Below are 23,830 nucleotides of genomic sequence, written 5' to 3'. Positions count from 1 at the left end.
GCCCCTTTCATGGAAAAAAGTATAGCGACGCGAATGCGCTTGAAATTGGACAAAGGCGGCGCATCGCAGGACAATTCGTACACAGGAGACAAACCGGCATGAGTAAAATCCCTAACTACGATCTGTACGGCGAATCCGCGCGACCGCCCTGGTACGACGCGTTCAATTTCGAATGGATCGCCGAGCGCAGCCGTCCTAACGACTGGCACATCTCCGCTCATCGGCACGACGCGTTGCTGCAGATCCTCTATATCCGCAGCGGAACGGGCCACGTGCTGATAGAAAGCGAAAAGCTCGTGATCGAACCGCCTTGCCTCCTGCTGATTCCCGCGCAAACGGTGCATGGCTTCGTGTTTTCGCCCGAGATCGACGGGCTGGTGATTACCGCCGCGCAGCGGGCTTTGGAGTCGATTTCGAAGGCGGTGTCGCCGGGTCTGTTGCCGGTGCTGCAGCGGCCCGCGCTGATTCCCGTGCGGCCCGAGATCGGCGACGACACGCTGATGCCGCTATTCGGTTTGCTGGAGCAGGAATTTCGTGGCAGTGCGCGCGGCCACATCGCCGCGGGCATGTCGTTGATGATTGCACTTTTTGTACAAGTAGCGCGTTTGACCGACGCGGCTTCGGCGGCCAGCGCGGCGGCCGGCGCAACAGTCAACGACCGGCGCGCGGCGCAGATCAAACGGCTGCGCGAACTCGTCGCCGCGCACGTTCGCGAGCATCAGCCGATCGAGTTCTATGCGGGCAAAATCGGCATCACGGCCGCGCAATTGGGCCGCATCTGCCGCGACGAACTCGGCCATTCGCCGATGTCGCTCGTCAACGATCATCTGATACGCGAGGCGCAGCGCGATCTGGTCTATTCAGGCTTGACCATCAAACAGATTGCGCATGCGCTCGGTTTCGAGGACGCGGCTTATTTCAGCCGCTATTTCCGCAAGCAGACCGGCGTCACGCCTACGGAGTTTCAGGCTGCGGCGCATCGGGATTTATCGTTGAACTAGTCACCCGACGCACTGCGTACGCTATGCGCTTTCGCTTATGTTTATGCGTGCGCTCCAGCGACGCCGACGTAGTTTTCCGCCATGGCGGTGGCCGCCGCACGCGAGGTCGTCACGTATTCGAGTTCGGCCACCTGCAACTGTTGCTCGAACGGCGACGCGCCTTCGATACGGTGCATCATGCTCGTCATCCAGTACGAGAAGTGCTCCGCGCGCCAGATGCGCTTGAGCGCGGTTTCGGTATAGCCGTCCAGCAGATCGCTGCGATTTTCGACGTAGAACGCGTTGAGCGCTTGCGTCAGCACACGCACGTCGGAGACGGCGAGGTTCATGCCCTTCGCGCCCGTCGGCGGCACGATGTGCGCCGCGTCGCCGGCGAGGAAGAGCCGGCCATGCTGCATCGTGGCCGACACGAAACTGCGCATGCCGACAATGTTCTTCTGGAAAATCTTGCCGTCGACGATCTTCTGCCCGTCGTGCGAATCGACACGTGCGTGCAATTCGGCCCAGATACGATCGTCGGACCAGTTCTCGACCGAGTCCTTCGGATCGCACTGAAAGTACATGCGCTGCACGTTCGGCGAGCGCGTGCTGATCAGCGCGAAGCCGCGGTCGTGGCGTGCATAGATCAGTTCCTCCGACGACGGCGGCCCTTCGCACAGGATACCGAACCAACCGAACGGGTAGACGCGCTCATAGTCTTTGCGCAGCGCCTGCGGAATCGATGCGCGCGAGACGCCTTGCGATCCGTCGCAGCCGATCACGAAGTCGCATTGCAGCTCGCAGGCTTCGCCTTCGTGGCGATAGCGGATCGTCGGCTTGTCGGTATCGATGCCGTGAATCGACGTCTCCGACACGCCGAAACGCAGCGCGCCATTCGCGGCCACGCGCGCCGCGACCAGATCCTTGATCACTTCGTGCTGTGCATAGACCGTGATCGAATGGCCGGTGAGTCCGGTCAGATCGATGCGGCGGCGCTTGCCTTCGAACGCCAGTTCGAAGCCATGATGCAGTGCGCCTTCGGCTTTCATGCGCGCGCCGACGCCGGCTTCGCTCAGCAGGTCCATCGTGCCCTGTTCGAGCACGCCGGCGCGGATGGTGGATTCGATCTGTTCGCGTGTGCGCGTTTCGAGCACGACCGACTCGATGCCCCGCAAATGAAGAAGGTGGGAAAGCAGCAGGCCCGCGGGCCCAGCACCGATGATGCCAACTTGGGTGCGCATGAGATGTCTCCTGAATGCGGCGATTGATTTGCACTCAGTGTGACGATCATGGCCCGTATCGTGCAACGCGATATGACGGATAGGCTGTATCGCTTATGGCGATAAACAACGTTTCCGGGGCGACGGCGCTGATGGGTGACAATGCGCGCTAACGCCGTACTGGCTGGGCTTGCAGCGTCTCGATGAGGATCGTCGCGCAATCACTCGACTTCAGGTGGGCTTAAGGTAAACCCCGAGCGCGTCCGTCAGGCCAGAAACAGCCGGTACACCGGGTTTTGCGTCTCTTCCCAGTTCGGATAGCCGAGCGTGGCGAGAAAACGTTCGAACGCTTCGGTCTCGCTCGCGGGCACCTGGATGCCGACGAGGATCGAGCTGTAGTCCGCGCCCTGGTTGCGATAGTGGAACAGACTGATGTTCCAGTTCGGCGCCATCGACGACAGGAACTTCATCAGCGCGCCCGGCCGCTCGGGAAACTCGAAGCGGAACAGGCGTTCGTCATGCGCGAGCGGCGAGCGGCCGCCCACCATGTAGCGGATGTGCTGCTTGGAGAGTTCGTCGAAGGTCAGGTCGACGGTGGCGAAGCCGTGGGCTTCGAAGGCGCCCGCGATCTGCGCGGATTCGCTGCGGTTTCTGATCTGCACGCCGACGAAGATATGCGCCGAGTTCGCGTCCGCGATCCGGTAGTTGAACTCGGTGACGCTGCGCGTGCCGACCAGTTCGCAGAAACGCCTGAAGCTGCCGCGCTCTTCGGGAATTGTCACCGCGAACACTGCTTCGCGCGCTTCACCAACTTCAGCACGCTCGGCGACGAAGCGCATGCGGTCGAAATTCATGTTCGCGCCCGACGTGATCGCGATCAGCGTCTGGTTCTCGATGCCTTCGCGCTCGGCATACTGCTTCGCGCCCGCAACGGCCAGCGAGCCTGCCGGTTCGAGCACGCTGCGGGTGTCCTGGAACACGTCCTTGATTGCGGCGCACAGCGCGTCGGTGTTCACGAGCAGCACGTCGTCGAGATATTCGTTGCACAGGCGGAAGGTTTCTTCACCGACCAGCTTCACCGCCGTGCCGTCCGAGAACAGCCCGACTTCATTCAGCGTGACGCGCTCTCCCGCTTTGAGCGAGGCGGCCATCGCGCACGAATCGTCGGTCTGTACGCCGATCACCTTGATCTCCGGGCGCACCGATTTCACATACGCGGCCACGCCCGCCGCGAGCCCCCCGCCACCGATCGGCACGAAGATCGCGTGGATCGGCCCCTGATGCTGACTGAGAATTTCCATCGCCACGGTGCCCTGGCCTGCGATCACGTACGGATCGTCGAACGGATGCACGAAGGTCAGGCCGCGCTCTTCCTGCAGTTTGACCGCATGGCCGTAAGCGTCGCTATACGACTCGCCGAACTGCACCACTTCGACCGTCGGCCCACCATGCGCACGTACTGCATCGACCTTCACCTGCGGCGTCGTCACCGGCACCACGATGATCGCCTTCACACCCATGCGTGCCGCCGACAATGCGACACCCTGCGCGTGATTGCCTGCCGAAGCCGTGATCACCCCACGCTCCAGCGCTTCAGCCGGAATATGCGCCATCTTGTTGTACGCGCCGCGCAGCTTGAACGAGAACACCGGCTGGTTGTCCTCACGCTTCAGATACACCGGATTGCGTAGCCGCGCCGACAGATTCGGCGCGCGTTCCAGTTCGGTTTCGCGGGCCACGTCGTAGACGCGTGCGGTCAGGGTTTTCTTGAGGTAGTCATGGCGAAGCGCGGCGCTGCTGGCGGTTTCGGTCGCATGTTCGAGTTCGAGTAACGGCAAGGCAAGCTCCTGTGAGGCAAAGACGAATCAGCAAAGGCGTTCACCAGGAGGCAGGCAGCAAGCGGACATAAAAAAACCCGCCTCTTGGAGCGGGTTAATGTGTCACTGCTACTGGACGCGCGCTAACCCACCATTCGATGAATGATGCTAATAATCAGCGCAATACGGATGTCGAGGCAGTTCATGTGATCGATCTTCGTTGAGTTGGCGGGCTTTGTCAACCTGGTCAGGATGCTGCGCGTTGCGGACTACCCTCTACGCGACGCCGGAAGACGTTCGCCGTCTCACTCAAAATGAGCATGAATTAGTCTTCATTGATGCTGCCGCGTCAAGCGAGATGAGCGGGCTTCGACGTGCAGCACCCGAGGATGAGGCTCGCTCGCGGACTCGCGCACTCCGCGAGCCCACATCACGTCATGCGGCAATCAATCAGCCACACCGCTCTGCTTCCTGAAGGCGCTGAGGATATGTCTCTCCAACGCGTTATAGTTGCCGCCGAAATGATGATCGCCCGACGTGCGAATCACCTCGATGCCGGTCTTGTCGAGCGCCGGGCACAACGTGTCTTCCTCGTCCGCACCGTAGAAGCACTGGACGATCGCAGGCGGCACTTTCGTCAATTCCGGCCGCACCTTCAAAGCTTTGTCGCTCGCGGGCATGCCGAGCCACCCCCCCACCCGGATCTGAAAATCGGCGTCTGGCGCAAAGCCGAGCAACGCGATCAACGACACCTTCGCACGCTGCGCTTGCGGCAAACGGTTGTACGCGAACGGCATCACGTCCGCGCCGAACGAATAGCCGACCAGCGCGATGTGCTGCGCGTTCCAGCGCGCACCGTAGGTCTGCATCACGCGCGCGAGATCACGGCTCGTCTGCGCGGGCGGCTTCTCGCTCCAGAAATAGCGCAGGCTGTCCCAACCGATCACCGAGACACCGTCCTTCTGCAACGCTTGCGCGATGGTCTTGTCGAGATCGCGCCAGCCGCCGTCGCCGGAAATGACGATCGCCATCAGACCGTTCGGATGCGCGGCCGGCAACTCGATCAGCGGCAGATCGGAGACGTCGTCGTCGCTCGTCGATACCGCTTGCAGATGCGGCGTGAGCAACGCGACGAGACGCGCGCGATCGGCATTGCCCGTGCTCGCCTTTTCGACGAAGCCCGGCACCTTGTCGCGGATCACCGTCGGGTCCGGCGGGCATGGGTTGAAGCGTACGTCGAGCGTGTGCTCGGCATCCACCGAGACCGCGCCGGCAATCGTGTTGGACGGCGCCTGTTCGAGCACGTGCATCGCGAGCGTCGCGCCCTGGCCCGTGCCCGCGACGATCGGCGCGAAATAGTGGCTCGACTGCGATTGCCGTTCGAGCTGGTGGCTCAACGCTTCGGCGTCGCCCACGAGTTGATGGCAGGTTTCCTTCTTCGCTTTCAGGTTGGCCGCGTAGCGCGCGGTATCCACGCCAACGGTCAACGCCCCCGCTTTCGCGAGCGCATCGGCGCTTTGCTGGTCGGCGGCGCTCCAGCCGCCGGCTTGCGAGTACAGCACCACGAAACCGCGCAACGGACCCTCTGGCTGCGTCACGGTGACGTCGCCATAGCGGCCGCCGGGCACCGTGGTGGTCGCTGCCTGCGCGAGCGCGCCGCAGGTCACGAGGCTCGCCGCGACGGCGAGCTTGAAAATCGAATGCAAAGTCATGAACGCCGGCCTCCTGCCAGCAATGACAGGTCCGCGAGCGTGAAGAACACGCCCACCGAACCCGACGCCGCGAGATAGCGCGGCTCCCAATGCGGCTGGAACTTGCTCTTGAAAGCACGCAGTCCGCGGAAGTTATAGAAGCGGCCGCCGAAGCGCCACACGATGCCGGCCAGCCGATGCCAGCGCGACGCGAGCGGCGTCGGCTGCATGCCGGAAAGCGGCGCGATGCCGAGACTGAGCGAGCGGAAACCCGCCTGCTTCAGATGCAGCGCCAGTTGCGTGAACAGGTATTCCATCGCGTACGGCGACGCGCTCTCCACGTGCCGCATCACGCCGACTGTCGCTTCGGTGTTCAGATCGGTGGTCATGAACGTGACGAACGCGACGGGCTCGCCGTTCTGGCGCACCAGCATCACCGATTGCGCGGCCAGGTACTCGTCGTTGAACGCGGCCACCGAGAAGCTCTTCTCGCGCGCGTCGCGGCTGCCGAGCCAGCCGTCGGAAATCCCGCGGAGCGTTTCGAGCGACGCCGGCACGTTCGCCTGATCGATCACTTCGACGGTGAAGCCGTCGCGCTCGCCACGTTTGAGCGCATAGCGCAGATGCGCGCGATGCGAGCCCTTCAGATCGAAATCGTCGAGCACGACGTGCGCTTCCTCGCCGAGCTTCATCAGCGTGAGGCCTGCATCGAGATAAAGCGGCAACGCGTTGGCGCGGACCTGATAGAACGCCGCGCGCCCGCCGTGCGCGTGCGCGAGCGCGACGAACTTGCTGATCAGGCCGGCCCATTCCTCGCGCGGTCCCACCGGATCATGCAGCGCGGCCCACGTGCGGCCATATTTCGCGTACATCAGAAACGCCTGGCGCGACTCCGAAAAAAGAAAGCTCTTGTCGCCCATCAGCGCGAGACCGGCGTCGCTGCGCTCCTGCGCGCGCACGATGCGCGCCGCGTCATGCAGATCCTCCGGCGCCGGTTTGACGAAGCGGCCCGGCGCCGGACGCAGCAATTGCCAGAACGAAAAAGTCGCGGCGAACAGGCTCGCGGCCAGCGTCGCGCGCAGCGCGCGCGGCGCGCGTTCGTCGAAGGCGAATTGCCACCACAAGTCGCGCGTGTACGGCACGTCGCGAAAGGCAAACAGCATCACCCACGTGGCGAGCATCAGCACCATCGCAACCGACACCAGCCAACCCGCCGTGAAGCGCTCGGCGAACAGCGATGAATGACGGTTGAAACGCCGGCGCGTCGACAGCAGCAGCACGATCAGCATGCCGAGCACGCTCGCCTCGACGAAGGCGAGGCCCTTGGTCAGCGACAGCGCGAGGCTCAGCACCGCGAGCAGCAGCGTCATCCACCACGCGGCGTCCAGACGGCGCAGCAAACCACGCGCGACGAACAGCAGCAGCACGCCCAGCACGCTGCACAGCATCTGCGAGCTTTCGAGGACCCACAACGGCACCATGTCGCGCAGGATGTGAATGCGCTGCCAGAACGCGGGCGTCGCGCTGGAAATCACCAGCATCCCGCCGACCACGAACGTGACGAGGCTCAGAAACAGCGGCGCGAGTTTCGATGCACCCGCCGCGTCGAGAAACGGCAAGCGCCCTTTGAGGGCGCGGCCTTCGAAGCCCGCGAGCAATGCCGCCGAGACGATCAACGGGACACCGAAATAAATCGCGCGATAAGCGAGGAGCGCCGCCACCATCTGGTGCGTTTGCACGCTGCCGCTCAGCGTGAACACCATGGCCGCTTCGAATACGCCGACGCCGCCGGGCGTGTGGCCGATCATGCCGAGCAGCATCGCAGCGGCATAGACCGTGATGAAAGTGACGAAGCTCACGTTCGCGTGGGGCAGCAGCGCCCACAAAGCAAGGCCCGCGGCCACCACGTCGAGGACCGCGAGGGCCACCTGCGCGAGCAGATCGCGGCGCGCCGGAATATCGAACGAGAGCCACTGCCAGCGCGTGCGTACCGGCCGGGTGTCGCGGCGGCACGCGGCAGCCACGAGCGTAAGCGCGATCAGCAGCGCCACGCCGATCCAGCGCAGCGTGAGCGGCGTGAGGTGCAGCATCGGTGCGAGCTGCCCGGCCATGCCGACCATCCCGAGCGCCGTCATCAGCACCAGCGCAAGCGCCAGCGACACGCTCGTGAACACCGTCATGCGGCCGATCTGCACGGGCGTGAGGTTCGCGACGCCATACACGCGCGCACGGACGGCGCCGCCCGTCAACGCGCCGAAGCCGGTCGCATTGCCGAGCGCCGAGCCCGCGGTCGCGCCGATCCACAACGCCACGCGCGGCACCGTCGTGCCGAGATAGCGCAAGCCGACGGCGTCGCGCCCGACCAGCGCCACGTAGCTGAGCGCGGTGGCGCCGAGCGCGGCGGCCCACTCGCCGGCCGTGAGTTCACGCAACTCACGCATCACCGAGCGATAGTCGACCGCTTGCGACAGATGCTGCAAGACCACCAGCAGCAATCCGCAAATCACGAGGGCGAGTACGGGCGAGAGCATTCCCCGGTTGCCAAGCGTCTTTGAGATACGTTCGAACATTGCGCGTGGCCGGTCGAATCTATTGTTATGTCGATGGAACATGGTCAATGCGGGGGGCCTTGCATGGAGCTGTCGCGGCGACGGATCGTCCATCGCTGCGTCGCCGGATCTGGCGATTACAAAGGGATAACGGCAAAGTATGCAAAAGGTTGACAGCGCGGGCTATATCGCCGGCATTTAATTCGATCGAACGAAATAAGCGGGAATATTTTCCGGGCGGATCGGAATGGCCTGCGAGGCTCCGTGCGCACAAGGGGTTGCGCGGTTTAAACGTTAACCCTGCCCTATTACCGGCAATTCGGCGCCGCGTTCCCGCCGATTTTTGCCAGAATGGTTTTCAAACGGCGGTTTGCAGCATCAAGCTTTTCTATCCATGTGCCGTAATCGCAAGCAATGGCGCGGTGAAATACCGGAGATTGACCGTGCGAGTCCTGTATTTGAAGGAGAACGATGATGGCGCAACAGGATTGGGCGATGGCCGGGATTTACCTGGTCGGACTGGTGTCCATGGTGCTGCTGATGAGCGGCTTGACCACGCGTGCGACCAGGAAACGGGTGGCAGTGTCGATAGCGTCGAGCAGCGGCATCGACGAATAAGACGCACAGGCACAGCGGGTGCGCGCCGCAAGCCCTGCTGATAGAGGCACACGGACCGAACGAACGCGCATCTGGCCCTTAAGCTTTGGGCCACCCCCTCAATTATCCCGGCGCAGATAACACAACGCCCGCTATAAAAGCGGGCGGCTGCGATGAGCGACGGCTAAACGTCGCCTCGAACGACCTGAAAACGCGATTTCCACGTATTCGCCGGTCGGTGCCTTCTCGCGCCTGCCCTGCCTTCCAGGCAAGGATGGCGCACGACGCCGTTCTTACAGCGGGCGGCGATAAGCTTCCGCCATGACTGCGCAGTTTTGCAGGTGCAGGTTCAGCGCATGCAGCGCCAGCGCGCGCAGTTTGCCGAACAGCGTGGTGGCAGCGGGAGTAGTACGGGCGACGGCGTTGGAAGCGGTGTTCATGGCGGATTCCTGTATAGGGTTTATACCTAGGTAACAACCCGATTATAGCCTTCTCCTGCCGCACTGCAACAACTTTAAAAAATGTGACGCCACTGTTGCGCCACGGTCACAACGGCTGAGGCCGATTACGTGAAAGGGGCACCATCATTAGCCCGCCTATTAACCATCCGCACCAATCGGATGCAATAATGACCCTTTTGCCTGCGACCGTCCGCCGCAGCCCGTCTTCATGACCGTCGCCGAAAAAGCTCTGATTGCGCCCCTTATCGTCGCGTGTGCGATGTTCATGGAGAGCGTCGATGCCAACGTGATCGTCACCGCGCTGCCGGCCATGGCGCGCGACTTCGGGCGCGATCCGGTCACGCTGAAAATCGCCGTGACGAGCTACGTGCTCGGACTCGGCGTGTTCATCCCCGTGTGTGGCTGGCTGGCCGACCGGTTCGGCGCGCGCACGATTTTCCGTACCGCGATCGGCATTTTCGTGACCGGCTCGCTGCTGTGCGCTGCGTCGAACTCGCTCGCCACCTTCACGCTCGCACGCTTCGTGCAGGGCGTCGGCGGCGCCATGATGGTGCCGGTCGGGCGGATCATCATCTTTCGCGTGGTCCATAAAGCCGACTTCATCCGCGCGATGAACTATCTGAGCGTACCCGCGATGCTCGGCCCGGCGGCCGGCCCGCTGCTCGGCGGCTTCATCACGACCTATCTGCACTGGCGCCTGATCTTCTTCATCAACGTGCCGATCGGCATCCTCGGCATCTATCTGACCAACAAGTACATCGCCAACACGCGCGAGCCACATCCGGGCCCACTCGACTGGATCGGTTTTCTGTTGTCCGCCGCGGGCGCGGTGCTGCTTCTGCTCGGTCTGTCACTGGTGGGCGGCGAAATGATTCCCAACGCCGACGCGTTCGGCATGTGCGCAATCGGCGCCGTGCTGCTCGTGATTTATGTCGCCTACGCGCAGCGCGTCAAACTTCCGCTGCTGGACCTGCGCTTTTTCAAGGTGCCGACGTTCCAGGCCAGCGTGCTCGGCGGTTCGCTGTTTCGCATCGGCCTGGGCGCCCTGCCGTTTCTGTTGCCGCTGATGCTGCAGGAAGGCCATGGCATGAGCGCGTTCCAATCCGGTCTGATCACGTGCGCGTCCGCGTTCGGCGGCATGTTCATGCGCACGGTCGCCTCCAGCGTGCTGCGCCGCTTCGGCTTCCGTTCGGTGCTGGTGGTCAACGCCGCGCTGTCGGGACTCTCGATCGCGGCGTGCGGGCTGTTTTTCCCGAGCACACCGACGTGGATCATCTGGGTCGTCGTGCTGCTCGGCGGCTTCTTCCCCGCGCTGCAGTTCACGAGTCTGAACTCGCTGACCTATGCGGAGATCGCCAGCCGCGACGTGGGGCGCGCAACGAGCCTCGGCAGCGTCGTGCAGCAGATGTCGCTAGGCCTCGGCGTCACCGTGGGCGGTATCGTGCTGCAGTTGTCACGCATGCTGCATGGCCATCCGAGCATCGTGTGGTCGGATTTCTGGCCCGCGTTCCTCGTGGTCGGCCTGTGCTCGTTCGCATCGATTCCGGTCACGCTGCGCATGCCGCGCGGCGCTGGCGAAGAGATCGCGCGCGGTGGCCGAGGCTGAACGACGCGCCTTTGTTCAGGCGGTTTTTCGCACCCGCTTGCGGATCACGCTCACCTCGCCATTACGTTCGAGAATCGCCGCGGCCACGTCATCCATCGAGCGCGAGCCGGTTTTCTGCCGCACGCTTTCCTCGACATCGGTGGTCGATATCAACGCGGCGTCCATCTCACGCACGTTGAACCGGCCGTTGCTGAACACCTCGCGTTCGACGCCGCCCACCAGCCGCTCGACCGTGCGCGAGCGCATGCAGGCCCACGCCAGCACGCGATGGCTCGCGACGATCACGAACGACGCCGCCACCGTCGCGACGAACGGCGACGCGCCGACGATCGCCCGGCTCAGCGTCGCGCCGAGCAGGATCACCACGACCGAATCGAACGGCGAGCGTTGCCCGAACGAGCGTCGGCCCGACACCCTGATCAGCACGAGCGCGATCACGAACACGATGATCGAGCGCATGCCCATCTGCAAGGGGTCGAGATTCCTGCCCTCGCCGAACAGAATGAAGATTGCGTCCATCATGTCGCCCTCCTCGCGGCGTGCCGCCGTCCCGATCTTCTGGTATCCGAAGCAAATCCGGCGCGCCGCACGAACGCGTCGTGCGCGCTACCCGGCGGCGGCCCACGCAACCAGCGTATCGCCGAAGCCGCCGTGCGCACGTGCCGCTGCGCGCGCACTCGTGATCACGCGCGGTGCGGCGCTCCAGGCGATGTGCGCGCCGATCGCAATCAGCCGGTCGACGAGCGCGACGTCTTCACTGCACCTCAATGGCGGAAAGCCGCCGGCACGCCGGTAAGCATCGGCCGACACGCCGAGGTTCGCGCCGTGAATGTGCCGGTGGCCGTCGGCATCCACGTACGTCTTGCGAAAGTATTCGCGCACACTGTGCGGGTGCGCGCTCCAGTCGTCGACCGCAATCGAGCCGCACACCGCGTCTGCGTCGAGCGCGAGCTGCGCGACGAGCCAGCCTGGCGACACGCGGCTGTCGGCATCGGTGAACGCAAGCCAGCGGGCGCCGTCCGCGAGCAGCAGATCGGCGCCGCTCGCACGCGCGATGCCGACGTTGCGCGCCTTCACCGTCAGCGTTTCGATGCCGTACGCCCGCGCGATCGCGCCGGAAAAATCGCTGCACGCGTCGAGCACGACCACGATGCGCACGGCCTCGCCCGCCAGGTCTTCGTGGCGCGACGCTTCGATCAGCGCCGCGAGGCAAGGCGCCAGCAACGCCTCTTCGTTATGTGCCGGAACGATCACGCCGATCATAGGAGCCCCTCGCGTTGCGCTACCGAACGTGCGTCGCGCGACCAGACGTCGATCAGCAGATCGGCTTCGTCGTGATGCGCGAGACGCGACAGGCCGCAGCGCGCATCGAACAACGCATGCGCGGCGTCGGCGGATTCGAGCGCTTCGGCGAAGGGCCGGCGCCAGTGACAGGCGAGCAGCGTGCCGTCCGTCGTCAGCGACGCGGCGATCCGCGCAGCCAGCGTTTCCAGCTCGGCTGCAGCGAGGTAATACGCGAATTCGCTGATGACGATCAGATCGAAGGGTCCGGCTTCGGTCGGCCATTCACGCGGCACCATGCGCTGTTCGACACGGACTTGCGGCGCACCGGCCACACGCTCGCGCGCGAGCGCTACGGCCCGCTCGTGCAGATCGGCGGCGAGCAGCGTGTCGCAGCGCGTCGCAAGTTCGACAGTCAATTCGCCGTTCGCGCAGCCGGGTTCGAACGCATTCCGATAGCGTGGCCGCGGCAGCAAGGCGAGCGTGAGCGAACGCTTGCGGCGTTCATACCAGCCTTCGCGCAGCTTCCACGGATCGTCGCTCTGCTGGTAGAGATGATCGAAGTACAGCACCGTCGAGTTCATCTCAGCGACCCTCGGGCATGGAATCAGAGTGTCCACGGCGCACCTCCACCGTACATCGGCGTATCGCCGCCGTGGCCCGAGGCCACCCATTCGCCGAGTGCCGCGAGGTCGCGTTCCGCGTGACTTTGGCGCAGAAATACGGGCAGATCCGCCAGCGCGCGTGCGAAGCGCGCATCGCGGCACAACGGCCCCGCGCCGAGCGCACGCGTCGCGTGATGCATCACCGCCGTTGCCGCTTCTTCGACCACGAGGCGGGCACGCATCGCTTCACGTTGCGCATCCGCGAGGGGATTCGCATCGATATGGGCGGCGGTCTCGCGCAATACGGCAGCCGCCGCTTGCAATGCGACCTCGACCGCGCCGAGGTGCGCGAGGCGATGCGGATCGGCGCGCTGCGCGCACGCATCGCGCAACGTCCGGCCGATCTGCGCCGCCGCGCCGTACCAGCACGCGGCAATGCCTGCGCCGCCGTGCCAGAAGCCGGGACGGCGCACATACGCATGCGGCGCGCCAACCAGGGCGGCCGGCGTGCCATCGAAGCTGACGTCGGCGCTCGCGGTGGCCTGCATGCCGACCGCCCGCCACTTCGAGGTATCGATCGCGATCGATGCCTGGTCCATCGCGACGGCGACCAGCACAGGTTCGTCATGCAGCCATGCGGTAACGAGCGCATGGCTAACGCTTCTCGCGCCCGAACACCAGGCCTTGGTGCCCATCAATCGAACCTGCCCTTCTTCGCTTCGGATTCCTACTTTGTCCACATTCAGCACCTGCACCCGTGCATCGGGCGGCTCGGCGGCCCAGACAGCCCAGCGGCTCGCCGCTGGCGGCATGGGGCCATGTAGTTCGGCGAGGATCGCGAGCGCGTCGGTATGGCCTTCGAACAGTTTGACGAGGCCGAGATCGCACGCGGCCACGGCCGCCAGCGCGCGCCAGCGGATCAATGTCTGGCCGTGCCCTGGCAAGGGCAGGAATGGCGCGCGGTCGTAGCCGCATTCGACCAGTGCGCGCAACATGTCCCCGAGCGCGGCGGGGTCGTCGGGATCGAAACGCGTGGCGTGGAGAAATTCTTCAAGCGATTCGGCAGTTTTCCCCTCGCTCGGCGGATGGCGCGGCGGCAGTGCTGTCGGGGGCGTGGCGGGATGTGATTCGCGGCCGCCACTGCCGCCCGGCCCCGGCGAGCGCCGCGCATTGACGCCAGCCACGCAGGTCGTCTGGTCACGCGTATCGAGCATTCTGCCTCCCTGAAACGGTTGGAACTGCTGAGCGCGGACGTTGGCCGGCCGCTGCCCATGCAGACCTACAGCAAGTGACGTGCCTCAGGCGCCGAACGCCCGGCCACATAGCTGTGTTTCAGGAAAGTCGGGAAACAGGAAGGATGATGCTGCGCAACTCCGCGCACCGTGACGGCAGGAGCTTGAGTCGAGCTAACCCAGCCGACGAACCAACCGTCAGCCGGCACCGCCGCCGCGCCGCGCTTCGACCTGCGCGAGCAGCGTATCGAACAGCGCGAGTTCCACCGGCTTCACCAGATGCGCGTGAAAACCGGCCTCGCGCGTCCGGTCGCGATCGCTTGCATGGCCGAAGCCGGTCATCGCGGCGTACATCGTCCCGGCAAGCTCGGGCATTTGACGCAAGGCCGCGAGCGTCGCATACCCATCCATCTTCGGCATCGCGATGTCGATCACGGCAAGATGAGGCACGAAACGCGGCGCGATCTGCAGCGCCTGCTCGCCCTCGTACGCGATGCGCACTTCATGGCCTTTGAGTTCAAGCAGCATCGCGAGACTGTCGGCGGAGTCGCGGTTGTCGTCGACCAGCAGGATCCGCAGCGGCTTCACCTCGGACGCGGCCGCGTTCGCTTCGTCGGCCGGGGCGTCGGACGGCGCGGCGGCGAGCGGCAAACTCAGCGTGAACGTGCTGCCGCAGCCCGGCCCGTCGCTAGTCGCGATAATGCTGCCGCCGTGCATGTCGACGAGCGATTTGCACAGCGTGAGACCGATGCCGAGCCCGCCTTCGCCCGAATTCTGGCAGTCCTTTTCCTGCGCGAACAGTTCGAAGATCCTGTCGAGCGAGCCCAGCGGAATGCCGCATCCCGAGTCGCGCACTTCGAGCACCGCCATCCGTTGCTCGACGCGGCCCGCGATGTCGATACGGCTGCCGGGCGGCGAGAATTTCGACGCGTTGTGCAGCAGGTTTTGCAGCACCTGCACGAGTCGCGTCATGTCGCCGCGCAGCGACACCGATTCGTACGGCAAATGCGATACCACCTGCTGCTCGTGCGCATCGATGAATGGCCGCGCCGCTTCGACCGCGCGCGTCACCAGTTCGCCCAGATCGACGCGCGCGAGGCGCAGTTCGACCTTGTTCGACATGATCCGGCCGACATCGAGCAGATCGTCCACCAGCCGCGTCAGGTGCGTCACCTGCCGGTCGATCAGATCGCGCGCGCGCGCCAGCGTGGGACTCAGCCCGGTCTCGAGCTGCATCACACCGACGGCGTTGCGCACCGGCGCAAGCGGATTGCGCAATTCGTGCGCGAGGGTCGCGAGAAACTCGCGCATGCGCTCGCCCGAACGCTCCAGTTCTTCGCGCTGACGCCGCTCGGTCAGATCGCGCGTGACCTTGGCGAAACCGCGCAAGCGGTTCGATTCGTCGTGCACCGCCGTAATGTTGACGTTGGCCCAGAAGGTCGTGCCGTCCTTGCGCACGCGCCAGCCCTCGTCTTCGACGCGGCCGAGCTGCCGTGCGATGGCCAGTTCGCGCGCGGGCTTGCCCGCCGCCGCATCCTCCGGCAAATAGAACAGCGAAAAATGCTTGCCGATGATTTCCTCGCGCCTATAGCCCTTGATGCGCGCGGCGCCCGCATTCCAGCTCACCACATAGCCTTGCGGATCGAGCATGAAGATCGCGTAGTCCTTGACGTTGTCGACCAGCAGACGGAAGCGCTCCTCGCTTTGCCGCAATGCTTCCATGTACTCGCGTTGCGCGGTCAGGTCGCGCGTGATCTTGGCGAAGCCGGTGAGAATGCCCGCCTCGTTGCGGATCGCCGTGATCACGACGTTCGACCAGAAGGTGGTGCCATCCTTGCGCACCCGCCAGCCTTCGTCCTCGAAGCGGCCGGTCAGCGACGCCTGTTGCAGCTCGTAGGCCGGCCAGCCGCGCGCCACGGCTTCCTCGGTATAGAAACGCGAGAAATGCTGGCCGATGATCTCCTGCGCCGCATAGCCCTTCAGCTTCTGCGCGCCGGCGTTCCAGCTGACGATGTGCCCGCTCGCATCGAGCAGGAAGATCGCGTAGTCCTCGATTGCCTGCACAAGCATCCAGTAATCGAGGCCGACGGCCGTTGCGGCGGGGTCCCGGTCATGCTTGCCGGTGTCGTGGGGGGAACGCATATCAAGCGGATTCATGGCGCGCAAGTATAGGGGATTCCGGTCAAAGGATACACCGCGCACGGCGCGCTGCCGGGCTCATGGTTTCACCTGATGAGCGTATGCGCCGCCAACACGCGTGCGCGTCGTGGCATCGGCGGGACGCGCGGCTGCCGGGCCCCGCGCTTGCTACCTCTACCGTGCCGATGACCAGACCGGTTGCCGCATCGGCAGCCTCCCGGCATCGCCTCGTCGCAACGGACAGGAGCCCCAATGAAACAAGCCTTTACCACCCTCGCCTGCGCCACGGCGCTCGTGCTCACCCATGCCCCCGCGCACGCCGAAGGCTGCACCAAAGGCGCGGTCGTGGGCGGCGTTGCCGGTCACGTGGCCGGAGATCATGGCGTCGCAGGCGCGGCCGCCGGCTGCGCGATCGGCCACCACGAAGCGAAGAAAAAAGACAAGGCCGCGAGCGCGGCGGCTGCCGCCAGTCAGCCCGAGGGAAAATAAGGCTGCATCACGGCAAGCCTGGTCAACGGGTAAGAAAGAGCCTGTCGTGGCGCGTTCATCGAGACAGGCTCTCTTTGCTCGCGCGCACTGCGCGAAAACACCCGCGCCGTCAGTCCGACGCCCGCCCGCTCAGCTAGCCGCGCCGAGCTTTTCCGCCAGCTTCGCGTCGTAACTGGAATGCACGTGCACGCGCTTCTTCTCGGGATACGCGTACGCATACGCCTTGCGCAGCGCCAGCGACGCCTCGTGAAAGCCAGACAGAATCAGCTTCTGCTTATTCGGGTAGTTGGCGAGGTCGCCGGCCGCGAAGATGCCCGGCCGGGAGCTTTCGTAGTTGGACGTATCGACGTCGATGCGCCCGCCGTGAATCGACAGTCCCCATTGCGCGATTGGGCCGAGATCGGCAACCAGACCGTACAGCGCGACGAGGTGTTCGGCCTCGAGTCGCGTCTCGCCCTCGATATGCCGCAACGTCAACGACTTCAGCGCATCGCCTTCGACGGTGAGCCCCGCGATCGCGCCGACGATGAAGTCCATCTCGCCCGCCTCCACCGCGCGCCGCATCGTCGCGACGCTCGAATCGGCCGCGCTGAAACCGCTGCGCCGGTGCACCAGCGTCACGCGCCGCGCGACCTTGCGCAGGGCGAGCGCCCAGTCGAGCGCCGAGTCGCCGCCGCCGGCCACCACCACGTTCTTGTTGGCGAAATCGGCAAGGCGCGGCACGCTGTAATGCACGTGACGCGACTCCAGCGGCACCGCCTCGGGCAGCGCGAGCTTTTGCGGCACGAACGCGCCGTTGCCCGCCGCGAGCAGAATCGCCGCAGCGTCGAACACGAGACCGCGATTGGTGCGCACGGTCCAGCGGCCGTCGTCGCGCTGCTCGACGGACTCGACCGTCTGCTCGAGATGGATCGGCGCGTCGAACGGCTTGCATTGCGCCATCAGACGCTCGACCAGTTCGCGCGCGGTGCAGGACGGAATCGCCGGGATATCGTAGATGGGCTTGTCGGGATAGAGTTCGGTGCACTGGCCGCCGATCTTGTCGAGCGCATCGACGATCTGGCAGGACAGGCCGATCACGCCCGCCTCGAACGCCGCAAACAGGCCGACGGGTCCGGCGCCGACAATCAGGACGTCGGTGCGCAAGGGTGCCGGAAGGGGTTCTGCGGCGGGCGTCATGAGTGGTCTCTCCGGATAGTCGATGACCCACGATACCGAATCGAGCGCGGCGCGGCAACGATGTCATTACTGCTGGTAAGGTACCCGCCCCGGCGAAAAGCGACAGGTTTGGGGCCCGCTAATCAATGATTCCAGGCTCGGCAATACACACAGCGAGTATGCAGTTATTTTGCCTCAGTGCGCTCGCGGTGACGTGCAACAGCCGGGAGGCGTTCGTCAACACGCGGCCAGGAGCCGTCCCTCACCGTCTGTTCGCTGGCCCCGTAGCCGGAACGCCCGGTGCGCCAGTGCCAGCCTCGCTTTGCGGGCGCTGGGCGCCGCAAAGCGCAAGCGGCTCTTCACTCGTGCGGCCAGAAAAGAGACAGCCCTGTACGTCCGGTCGGCTATGATGCCTGTCCTCTCCGAAGTAGCCCCTTATGATTTCCGTCCGTAATGTCACGCTGCGCCGCGGCGTCAATGTCGTACTCGACCACGCGTCCGTCACCTTCACCCCCGGCGAAAAGATTGGCCTTGTCGGCCGCAATGGCGCCGGCAAGTCATCCTTCTTCGGCCTTCTCAACGGCACGCTGCACGAAGACGGCGGCGAGTTCTCGATTCCCGCTGCATGGAAGATGGGCCAGGTCGCGCAGGAGATGCCGGAGACCGAGCAGAGCGCGACCGACTTCGTCATCGAGGGTGACACCTTACTGCTGGCCGCGCAGGCCGAAGTAACCGCCGCTGAGGCCAACGACGATGGCATGCGCATGGCGCATGCCTACATGGCTTTGCACGACGCCGGTGCGCATGATGCCCCCGCACGTGCCCAAGCGCTGATCCTGGGCCTTGGCTTCAGTGCTGCGCAGCTTAGCCAGCCGGTCAACAGTTTCTCCGGCGGCTGGCGCATGCGACTGCAGCTGGCGCGCGCGCTCATGTGCCCGTCCGACCTGCTGTTGCTCGACGAGCCGACCAATCACCTCGACCTCGACGCGCTGGTCTGGCTGGAAGCGTGGCTCAAGCGCTATCAAGGAACCTTGGTCGTGATCAGCCACGATCGCGAATTCCTCGACGCGGTGACGCAGGTGACGGTGCACGTCGACAACGCCAAGCTCGTGCGTTACGGCGGCAACTACAGCAAGTTCGAAGAGATGCGCGCTGAGCAACTGCTGTTGCAGCAGGCCGCGATGGCCAGGCAGGCGGACAAGATCGCCCACCTGCAGAAATTCATCGACCGTTTCAAGGCCAAGGCCTCGAAGGCGAAGCAGGCGCAGAGCCGGGTCAAGGCGCTCGAACGCATGGAGAGGATCGCACCCGTGCTTGCCGACGCGGAGTTCAACTTCGAGTTCAAGGAGCCGCTCAACGTCCCGAACCCGCTATTGTCGATGCTGGACACGAGCTTCGGCTACCCCGCGCCGACCGGCGCAGCGCCCGGCACGCCCCCGACCGTCATCGTGCGGGGCATCAACCGATCCGTGCTGGCCGGGCAGCGCATCGGCATTCTCGGTGCGAACGGCCAAGGCAAGTCCACGCTGGTGAAGACGGTGGCGCACGAACTGGCGCCGATTGCCGGCGAAATCAGCGAGGGCAAAGGCCTGAACATCGGCTACTTCGCACAGCAGGAGCTCGACGTGCTGCGTCCTCTCGACACGCCGATGGAACACATGATCCGCCTTGCCAGGGACACGCCGGCGCACATGCGTGCCCCCGGCCAGAGCGGCACCGAACAATCGCTTCGCACTTTCCTCGGCACCTTCAACTTCAGCGGGGACATGGTCCATCAGGCGGTCAGCACGATGAGCGGCGGCGAAAAGGCGCGGCTCGTGTTGTGCATGATCGTGTGGCAGCGCCCCAACCTGCTGCTGCTCGACGAGCCTACCAACCACCTCGACCTGGCCACACGCGAAGCGCTAGGCATGGCACTCAACGAATTCGAAGGCACAGTGATGCTGGTCAGTCACGACCGGTCCCTGCTGCGCGCGGTATGCGACGAGTTCTGGCTCGTGACCAAGGGTGGCGTCGAGCCCTTCGACGGCGATCTGGACGATTACCAGCAGTTCCTGCGCGACGAAGCCCGTCGCATGCGGGAGCAGGCTGCCGGGGAGTAGAAGGTCATCGCCTGAGCTAACCATCCGGCAATTCCAGTTTGGAAGCTGCCACAGCCCTCGCATCGGGTCGAAGGGCCGCTTAAGGTCGGGAGCGTGAGCGCACTGATGCAGGATGCTGCCACCGAATTGCTCGATGCCGCCATCGTCGGCAATCAGTCGCATTGCTGACGTAGAACCCAGCCCATCCCAATGACGGCTTCGGCCGAACCACGCTCCTCCCGCGGCGCCTCGACCTCGCTTTAGACCGTTGAGGCCGCATGCATTCCAATCGAGAAAGTATATTCAACCAGCCTCGCCCGCGCCCGTTTCATTGCCGCGCGACGATTGCCGCGATAACGGGTGTTATCACGCCGTGCGTGTTCCGCGGCTAGTGGCGGTGCCGGAGATCTGTATCTGGCCAGACATTTTAAAGAGCCGCTGATAATCATAATGCAGACTTTGCGTTGGGCCAGTGTCTCCATCACGCAATCGATTTCGGTAGTCGCGGGTTTCGTTGCAACGAAGGTGAGCGCTCAGTGAGCTGCGGACTGATGTTTGTTTCCGCAATATCACCAGCCGCAAACTGCTTGCGATAAGCGACGGGCGTCAGTTCCTTCAATGCCCTGAACTGCCGGTTGAAATTGGCAACGTTCGGAAATCCGGAGCGCGTTGCAACGACCGAAACGGGCGTCGAGGTATGCGCGAGCATCCGGCATGCATGTCCAATCCTGACCCGAGTGATATACCGCCCCACGCTCTCTCCAATGTGCTGCTCGAAGTAGCGGGCCAGAGAACGCTCCGACAGATTGGCAGCCTCGCACAGTTCGGATAGACGCAGCGGTTCAGCGAAACGTAAGTCGATCATCGACAACACACGATTGATGCGTTCCGGTTCGTGGCCTGAAGGACCTTCTGTCCGGTCGCTAAACGCGGTCGGCGAAGCAAGCGGAACGCCGGGCGCATCAGCGAGCATGCACAGGACATTCAGTGCAGCGGCAAGGCGTTCTCGCGGGGCGCTGGAGAGCAGATTGTCGACCTGCTCGTGCATTGCGGCGCCCACCTCCCGGCCGAAGGCCAGTCCGCACGCTGCCCGACGCAACAGGTCACGCAAAGGCGCGTATTCCGGGCACACATCCGATAACCTTCGCGCCCATTCGCCGCCGAACCAGATCACGATTGCAACCTGAGCAGACGCTGAGTCGATCGAGCGGTTCGACGCCCACGTGTGAGGAAGATTGGGCGGCACAAGAACCAGATCTTCGTCTACATAGTCCGTAATCGAATCCCCGATATAGCGCTTGCCGTGACTATTCAGCGTCAGGGTCAGTTCGTATTCCGGATGGTGGTGCCATTCAAACGGAATGCGCGGCAAACGCCGGTGGTAAACCCTGACCGAGCAGTCATCGCCGAATTCGACGCGTTCGTATGCAGGTTTCATGGCATAAATCGCAAAGAACTTGACTGAATAGTATCACTTTTATGGGTGTGGTCAGCCTATGCTGCGGACATGGCAGAACCCATCAGGAGACAACCATGGCACTCAAAATTGACGATTTGCCGGCAGCCATCCGGCAGGCCAAGCAGGAGCTTCGCGAACGCCTTCCGAACTACCGGGATGTTTTCGCCGAAGTGGATGAAGCGATCCGCGCCGAAGCCAGCAGAATTGCTGCGCAACGCAGCCGCGGCGAAAACGTGATCCCCGAGATCCAGTTCTCTGACATCGCGGAACAACGTGTGAGCGCGGAGCAGATCGAGCTCGTCAAAACGCGCGGCGCGTGCGTGATCCGCAACGTGTTCGACCGTTCGCTGGTGGAAGGATGGGACCGCGATATTGCGGAGTACGTGGAGCGCAACGACCTGGATACGCGCCTGAAAACCCGCGCCGAAGACAAATACTTTGGTCAGCTCGCATCGAGCAAGCCGCAGATTTACGGCGTGTACTGGTCAAAGCCGCAGGTGCTCGCACGTCAGGCGCCTTCGCTGACTGCGGCGCGCGTCTTTCTCAACCGGCTGTGGCGCAATGAGAGTGAAGGCCGCATCCATTTCGATCCGGAGCGCGTGCCGGCTTACGCGGACCGGATGCGTCGGCGGCCACCCGGCTCCGAGTCATTGGGCCTGTCCGCGCATTGCGACGGCGGCTCGGTCGAGCGGTGGATCGAAGGCAACTTCCGCAAGGTGTACCGGCATGTGTTCGATGGCAACTGGCGTCAATACGATCCGTTCGATGCCGCGTTCCGACCGGACGTCGAAGAGATCGCGTCGCCCGCAGTATGTTCGATGTTCCGCACGTTCCAGGGGTGGACCGCGTTGACGCCGCAAGGCCCCGGCGACGGCACGCTGCAACTCGTGCCGATTGCGAATTCGATGGCTTATATCCTGTTGCGCGCCCTTCAGGACGATGTTGCCGACGACGACCTGTGCGGTGCGATGCCTGGCCGCGCGCTTTCGATCAAGCAGGAGTTCCACGCGCCTCTGTTCGAAGCGCTGTCATCGATTCCCCACATGCAGGCGGGCGACACGGTGTTCTGGCACAGCGACGTGATCCACGCAGTGGAAGACGCACACCGCGGAGCAGGATACAGCAACGTGATGTATATCCCGTCGGCGCCGGCGTGTGCCAAAAACGATGAATACCTTAAACGCCAGCTGCCGAGCTTCCTGGAAGGCAAGAGCCCGCCGGACTTCCCGACCGACCATTTCGAAGTCGATTTTGTCGGACGGGCCACCGCCGACGACCTGACGCCCCTCGGTAAATCCCAACTCGGTTTCGATCTCTAAGCGGTAACAGGCGCACGCCGTTGTGGCGAGCGCCTGCCTGGTGATTCATAAGCAAAACTAACGGAGACAGCAATGCAAAGGACGCTCATGTCAGCCGCAATTGTCGCGGCGGCGCTCGCCACAGGTGCACCGCTCGCCAGTGCTGCCGAATCGCTTTCCGTGTTGCACTGGTGGACCTCGGGTGGCGAATCGAAGGCAATCAGGGTACTTAAAGACGACATGAATAAACAGGGCTACGAGTGGAAAGACTTCGCCGTAGCTGGAGGAGCGGGTGCGGCTGCGATGACCGCGTTAAAGACACAGGTCATGTCAGGCAATGCACCCTCGGCTGCACAGATCAAGGGACCGTTGATACAGGACTGGGCCGATCAAGGTGTACTGGTCGATATAGACAAATCGGCTACCGACTGGAAAGCTCAACTGCCGGCGCAGATTAACAAGACCATGATGTCGAAGGGTCACTATGTGGCCGCGCCATTCTCGATACACCGGATCAACTGGCTGTGGATCAACAAGGCAGCCCTCGATAAGGTCGGCGGTAAAGCACCCACGACGTGGCCGGAGTTCTTCGCCCTCGCCGACAAGTTCCGTGCTGCGGGCATTACGGCCGTCGCACGCGGCGGTCAACCATGGCAGGACATGACCATCTGGGAAACGGTGGTGCTGTCTCAGGGCGCGGATTTTTATCGCAAGGCCATGATTGATCTCGACCAGAAAGCACTCACTTCGCCGCAGATGTTGCAGGTGTTCCAGACTGTCCGAAAGATTCAGGGTTACTTCGACAAAGGCTCTACCGGGCGCGACTGGAATCTCGCCACCGCCATGGTCATCAACGGATCTGGCGGGATGCAGTTCATGGGTGACTGGGCGAAAGGCGAGTTCTCGAATGCGAACAAAAAGGCCGACGTTGACTATATCTGCGCGGCCGCACCGGGTACGTCGAACGCCTTCACCTACACCGTAGACTCGTTCGTGTTCTTCCAGCAGAATGGTAAAAAAGACGCGAGCGCCGGACAGCTTGCACTTGCCAGGACGATCATGTCAGTCGATTTTGGAGTTGACCCTGTAATTCCGGACACAGCGTCACACTAAGGTTGCTGAATCCATCGCGCGGCGAAACGCTCGTGGCGAGCGGTATTTCAACGC

At 63.7% G+C, this 23,830-nt stretch carries 18 protein-coding genes and 1 pseudogene; 7 read left to right on the top strand and 12 right to left on the bottom strand.

Translation table 11 applies throughout. The annotated features are described in order from the left end of the window. Positions 1–98: 98 nt before the first annotated feature. A complete protein-coding gene (locus ACZ9H4_RS07865; protein ID WP_408142084.1) occupies positions 99–1,001 on the top strand; it encodes a helix-turn-helix domain-containing protein in 903 nt (300 codons plus the stop codon). Between the two features lie 41 nt (positions 1,002–1,042). On the opposite strand, the gene ACZ9H4_RS07860 is transcribed toward ACZ9H4_RS07865, so the two are convergent. The 4 genes from ACZ9H4_RS07860 to mprF all read right to left on the bottom strand — a co-directional run bounded on the left by ACZ9H4_RS07860 (position 1,043) and on the right by mprF (position 8,278). Then, the gene (locus ACZ9H4_RS07860) at positions 1,043–2,221 is read right to left on the bottom strand and encodes a 4-hydroxybenzoate 3-monooxygenase (protein ID WP_408142082.1); all 1,179 of its coding nucleotides are present in this window, start codon (positions 2,219–2,221) and stop codon (positions 1,043–1,045) included. Positions 2,222–2,466: 245 nt separating this feature from the next. Further along, complete coding sequence (gene ilvA, locus ACZ9H4_RS07855; RefSeq protein ID WP_476118670.1) at positions 2,467–4,038, bottom strand: threonine ammonia-lyase, biosynthetic; 1,572 nt, start codon at positions 4,036–4,038, stop codon at positions 2,467–2,469. A 425-nt stretch (positions 4,039–4,463) separates the two neighbouring features. Next, positions 4,464–5,729 carry a virulence factor family protein gene (locus ACZ9H4_RS07850; RefSeq protein WP_408157856.1) on the bottom strand — a complete coding sequence of 422 codons (1,266 nt, stop codon included), beginning with the start codon at positions 5,727–5,729 and terminating at the stop codon, positions 4,464–4,466. Next, positions 5,726–8,278: a bifunctional lysylphosphatidylglycerol flippase/synthetase MprF gene (gene mprF, locus ACZ9H4_RS07845; RefSeq protein ID WP_408328881.1), complete on the bottom strand. Its 2,553-nt coding sequence runs from the start codon at positions 8,276–8,278 to the stop codon at positions 5,726–5,728. The genes ACZ9H4_RS07850 and mprF overlap by 4 nt, the downstream gene beginning before the upstream one ends. 450 nt (positions 8,279–8,728) lie before the next feature. Here mprF and ACZ9H4_RS07840 point away from each other — a divergent pair, with 450 nt between their 5' ends. Next, complete coding sequence (locus ACZ9H4_RS07840) at positions 8,729–8,875, top strand: hypothetical protein (protein WP_476118669.1); 147 nt, start codon at positions 8,729–8,731, stop codon at positions 8,873–8,875. 272 nt (positions 8,876–9,147) lie between these two features. Here the strand turns inward: ACZ9H4_RS07840 and ACZ9H4_RS07835 are convergent, their stop codons facing one another. After that, complete coding sequence (locus tag ACZ9H4_RS07835; RefSeq protein WP_175165537.1) at positions 9,148–9,294, bottom strand: hypothetical protein; 147 nt, start codon at positions 9,292–9,294, stop codon at positions 9,148–9,150. Between the two features lie 229 nt (positions 9,295–9,523). On the opposite strand from ACZ9H4_RS07835, the gene ACZ9H4_RS07830 reads away from it, so the two are divergent. After that, positions 9,524–10,921 (top strand): MFS transporter, encoded by a 1,398-nt coding sequence (locus ACZ9H4_RS07830; RefSeq protein WP_476118668.1) that lies wholly within the window; start codon positions 9,524–9,526, stop codon positions 10,919–10,921. 15 nt (positions 10,922–10,936) lie between these two features. Here the strand turns inward: ACZ9H4_RS07830 and ACZ9H4_RS07825 are convergent, their stop codons facing one another. The 5 genes from ACZ9H4_RS07825 to ACZ9H4_RS07805 all read right to left on the bottom strand — a co-directional run bounded on the left by ACZ9H4_RS07825 (position 10,937) and on the right by ACZ9H4_RS07805 (position 16,196). Continuing rightward, entirely contained in the window at positions 10,937–11,443 is a 507-nt protein-coding gene (locus ACZ9H4_RS07825) for a DUF421 domain-containing protein (RefSeq protein ID WP_476118667.1), read from the bottom strand. 84 nt (positions 11,444–11,527) lie between these two features. Further along, positions 11,528–12,184 carry a glycosyltransferase family 2 protein gene (locus ACZ9H4_RS07820; protein WP_408143620.1) on the bottom strand — a complete coding sequence of 219 codons (657 nt, stop codon included), beginning with the start codon at positions 12,182–12,184 and terminating at the stop codon, positions 11,528–11,530. Further along, positions 12,181–12,786 (bottom strand): SAM-dependent methyltransferase, encoded by a 606-nt coding sequence (locus tag ACZ9H4_RS07815; RefSeq protein WP_408143622.1) that lies wholly within the window; start codon positions 12,784–12,786, stop codon positions 12,181–12,183. Before ACZ9H4_RS07815 ends, ACZ9H4_RS07820 begins: the two co-directional genes overlap by 4 nt. A gap of 23 nt (positions 12,787–12,809) precedes the next feature. Continuing rightward, positions 12,810–14,021, bottom strand: coding sequence for an acyl-CoA dehydrogenase (locus ACZ9H4_RS07810; RefSeq protein WP_476118666.1), 1,212 nt, complete (start codon positions 14,019–14,021; stop codon positions 12,810–12,812). 216 nt (positions 14,022–14,237) lie between these two features. Next, on the bottom strand, positions 14,238–16,196 hold the full coding sequence (locus ACZ9H4_RS07805) for a PAS domain-containing hybrid sensor histidine kinase/response regulator (RefSeq protein WP_408143626.1): 1,959 nt from the start codon (positions 16,194–16,196) through the stop codon (positions 14,238–14,240). A 234-nt stretch (positions 16,197–16,430) separates the two neighbouring features. On the opposite strand from ACZ9H4_RS07805, the gene ACZ9H4_RS07800 reads away from it, so the two are divergent. Then, positions 16,431–16,667 (top strand): hypothetical protein, encoded by a 237-nt coding sequence (locus ACZ9H4_RS07800; RefSeq protein WP_408143628.1) that lies wholly within the window; start codon positions 16,431–16,433, stop codon positions 16,665–16,667. 129 nt (positions 16,668–16,796) lie between these two features. Here ACZ9H4_RS07800 and ACZ9H4_RS07795 read toward each other — a convergent pair whose 3' ends face one another. Continuing rightward, positions 16,797–17,846, bottom strand: a complete 1,050-nt coding sequence (locus tag ACZ9H4_RS07795) for an NAD(P)/FAD-dependent oxidoreductase (RefSeq protein WP_408143630.1) — start codon at positions 17,844–17,846, stop codon at positions 16,797–16,799. Positions 17,847–18,262: 416 nt separating this feature from the next. Between ACZ9H4_RS07795 and ACZ9H4_RS07790 the strand changes: the two genes are divergently transcribed. Next, the gene (locus tag ACZ9H4_RS07790) at positions 18,263–19,927 is read left to right on the top strand and encodes an ABC-F family ATP-binding cassette domain-containing protein (RefSeq protein ID WP_476118664.1); all 1,665 of its coding nucleotides are present in this window, start codon (positions 18,263–18,265) and stop codon (positions 19,925–19,927) included. 460 nt (positions 19,928–20,387) lie between these two features. On the opposite strand, the gene ACZ9H4_RS07785 is transcribed toward ACZ9H4_RS07790, so the two are convergent. Next, the gene (locus tag ACZ9H4_RS07785; protein ID WP_408157870.1) at positions 20,388–21,344 is read right to left on the bottom strand and encodes a helix-turn-helix domain-containing protein; all 957 of its coding nucleotides are present in this window, start codon (positions 21,342–21,344) and stop codon (positions 20,388–20,390) included. A gap of 95 nt (positions 21,345–21,439) precedes the next feature. On the opposite strand from ACZ9H4_RS07785, the gene ACZ9H4_RS07780 reads away from it, so the two are divergent. Next, positions 21,440–22,684 carry a DUF1479 domain-containing protein gene (locus ACZ9H4_RS07780; protein WP_476118663.1) on the top strand — a complete coding sequence of 415 codons (1,245 nt, stop codon included), beginning with the start codon at positions 21,440–21,442 and terminating at the stop codon, positions 22,682–22,684. 72 nt (positions 22,685–22,756) lie between these two features. Further along, positions 22,757–23,737 (top strand): annotated as a pseudogene (locus ACZ9H4_RS07775) (ABC transporter substrate-binding protein); the annotation flags it as partial. Between the last annotated feature and the right edge of the window lie 93 nt (positions 23,738–23,830).

The sequence above is a fragment of the Paraburkholderia sp. TE9906 genome, from assembly GCF_056279605.1.
This window is presented reverse-complemented; position numbering and strand designations above follow the sequence as displayed.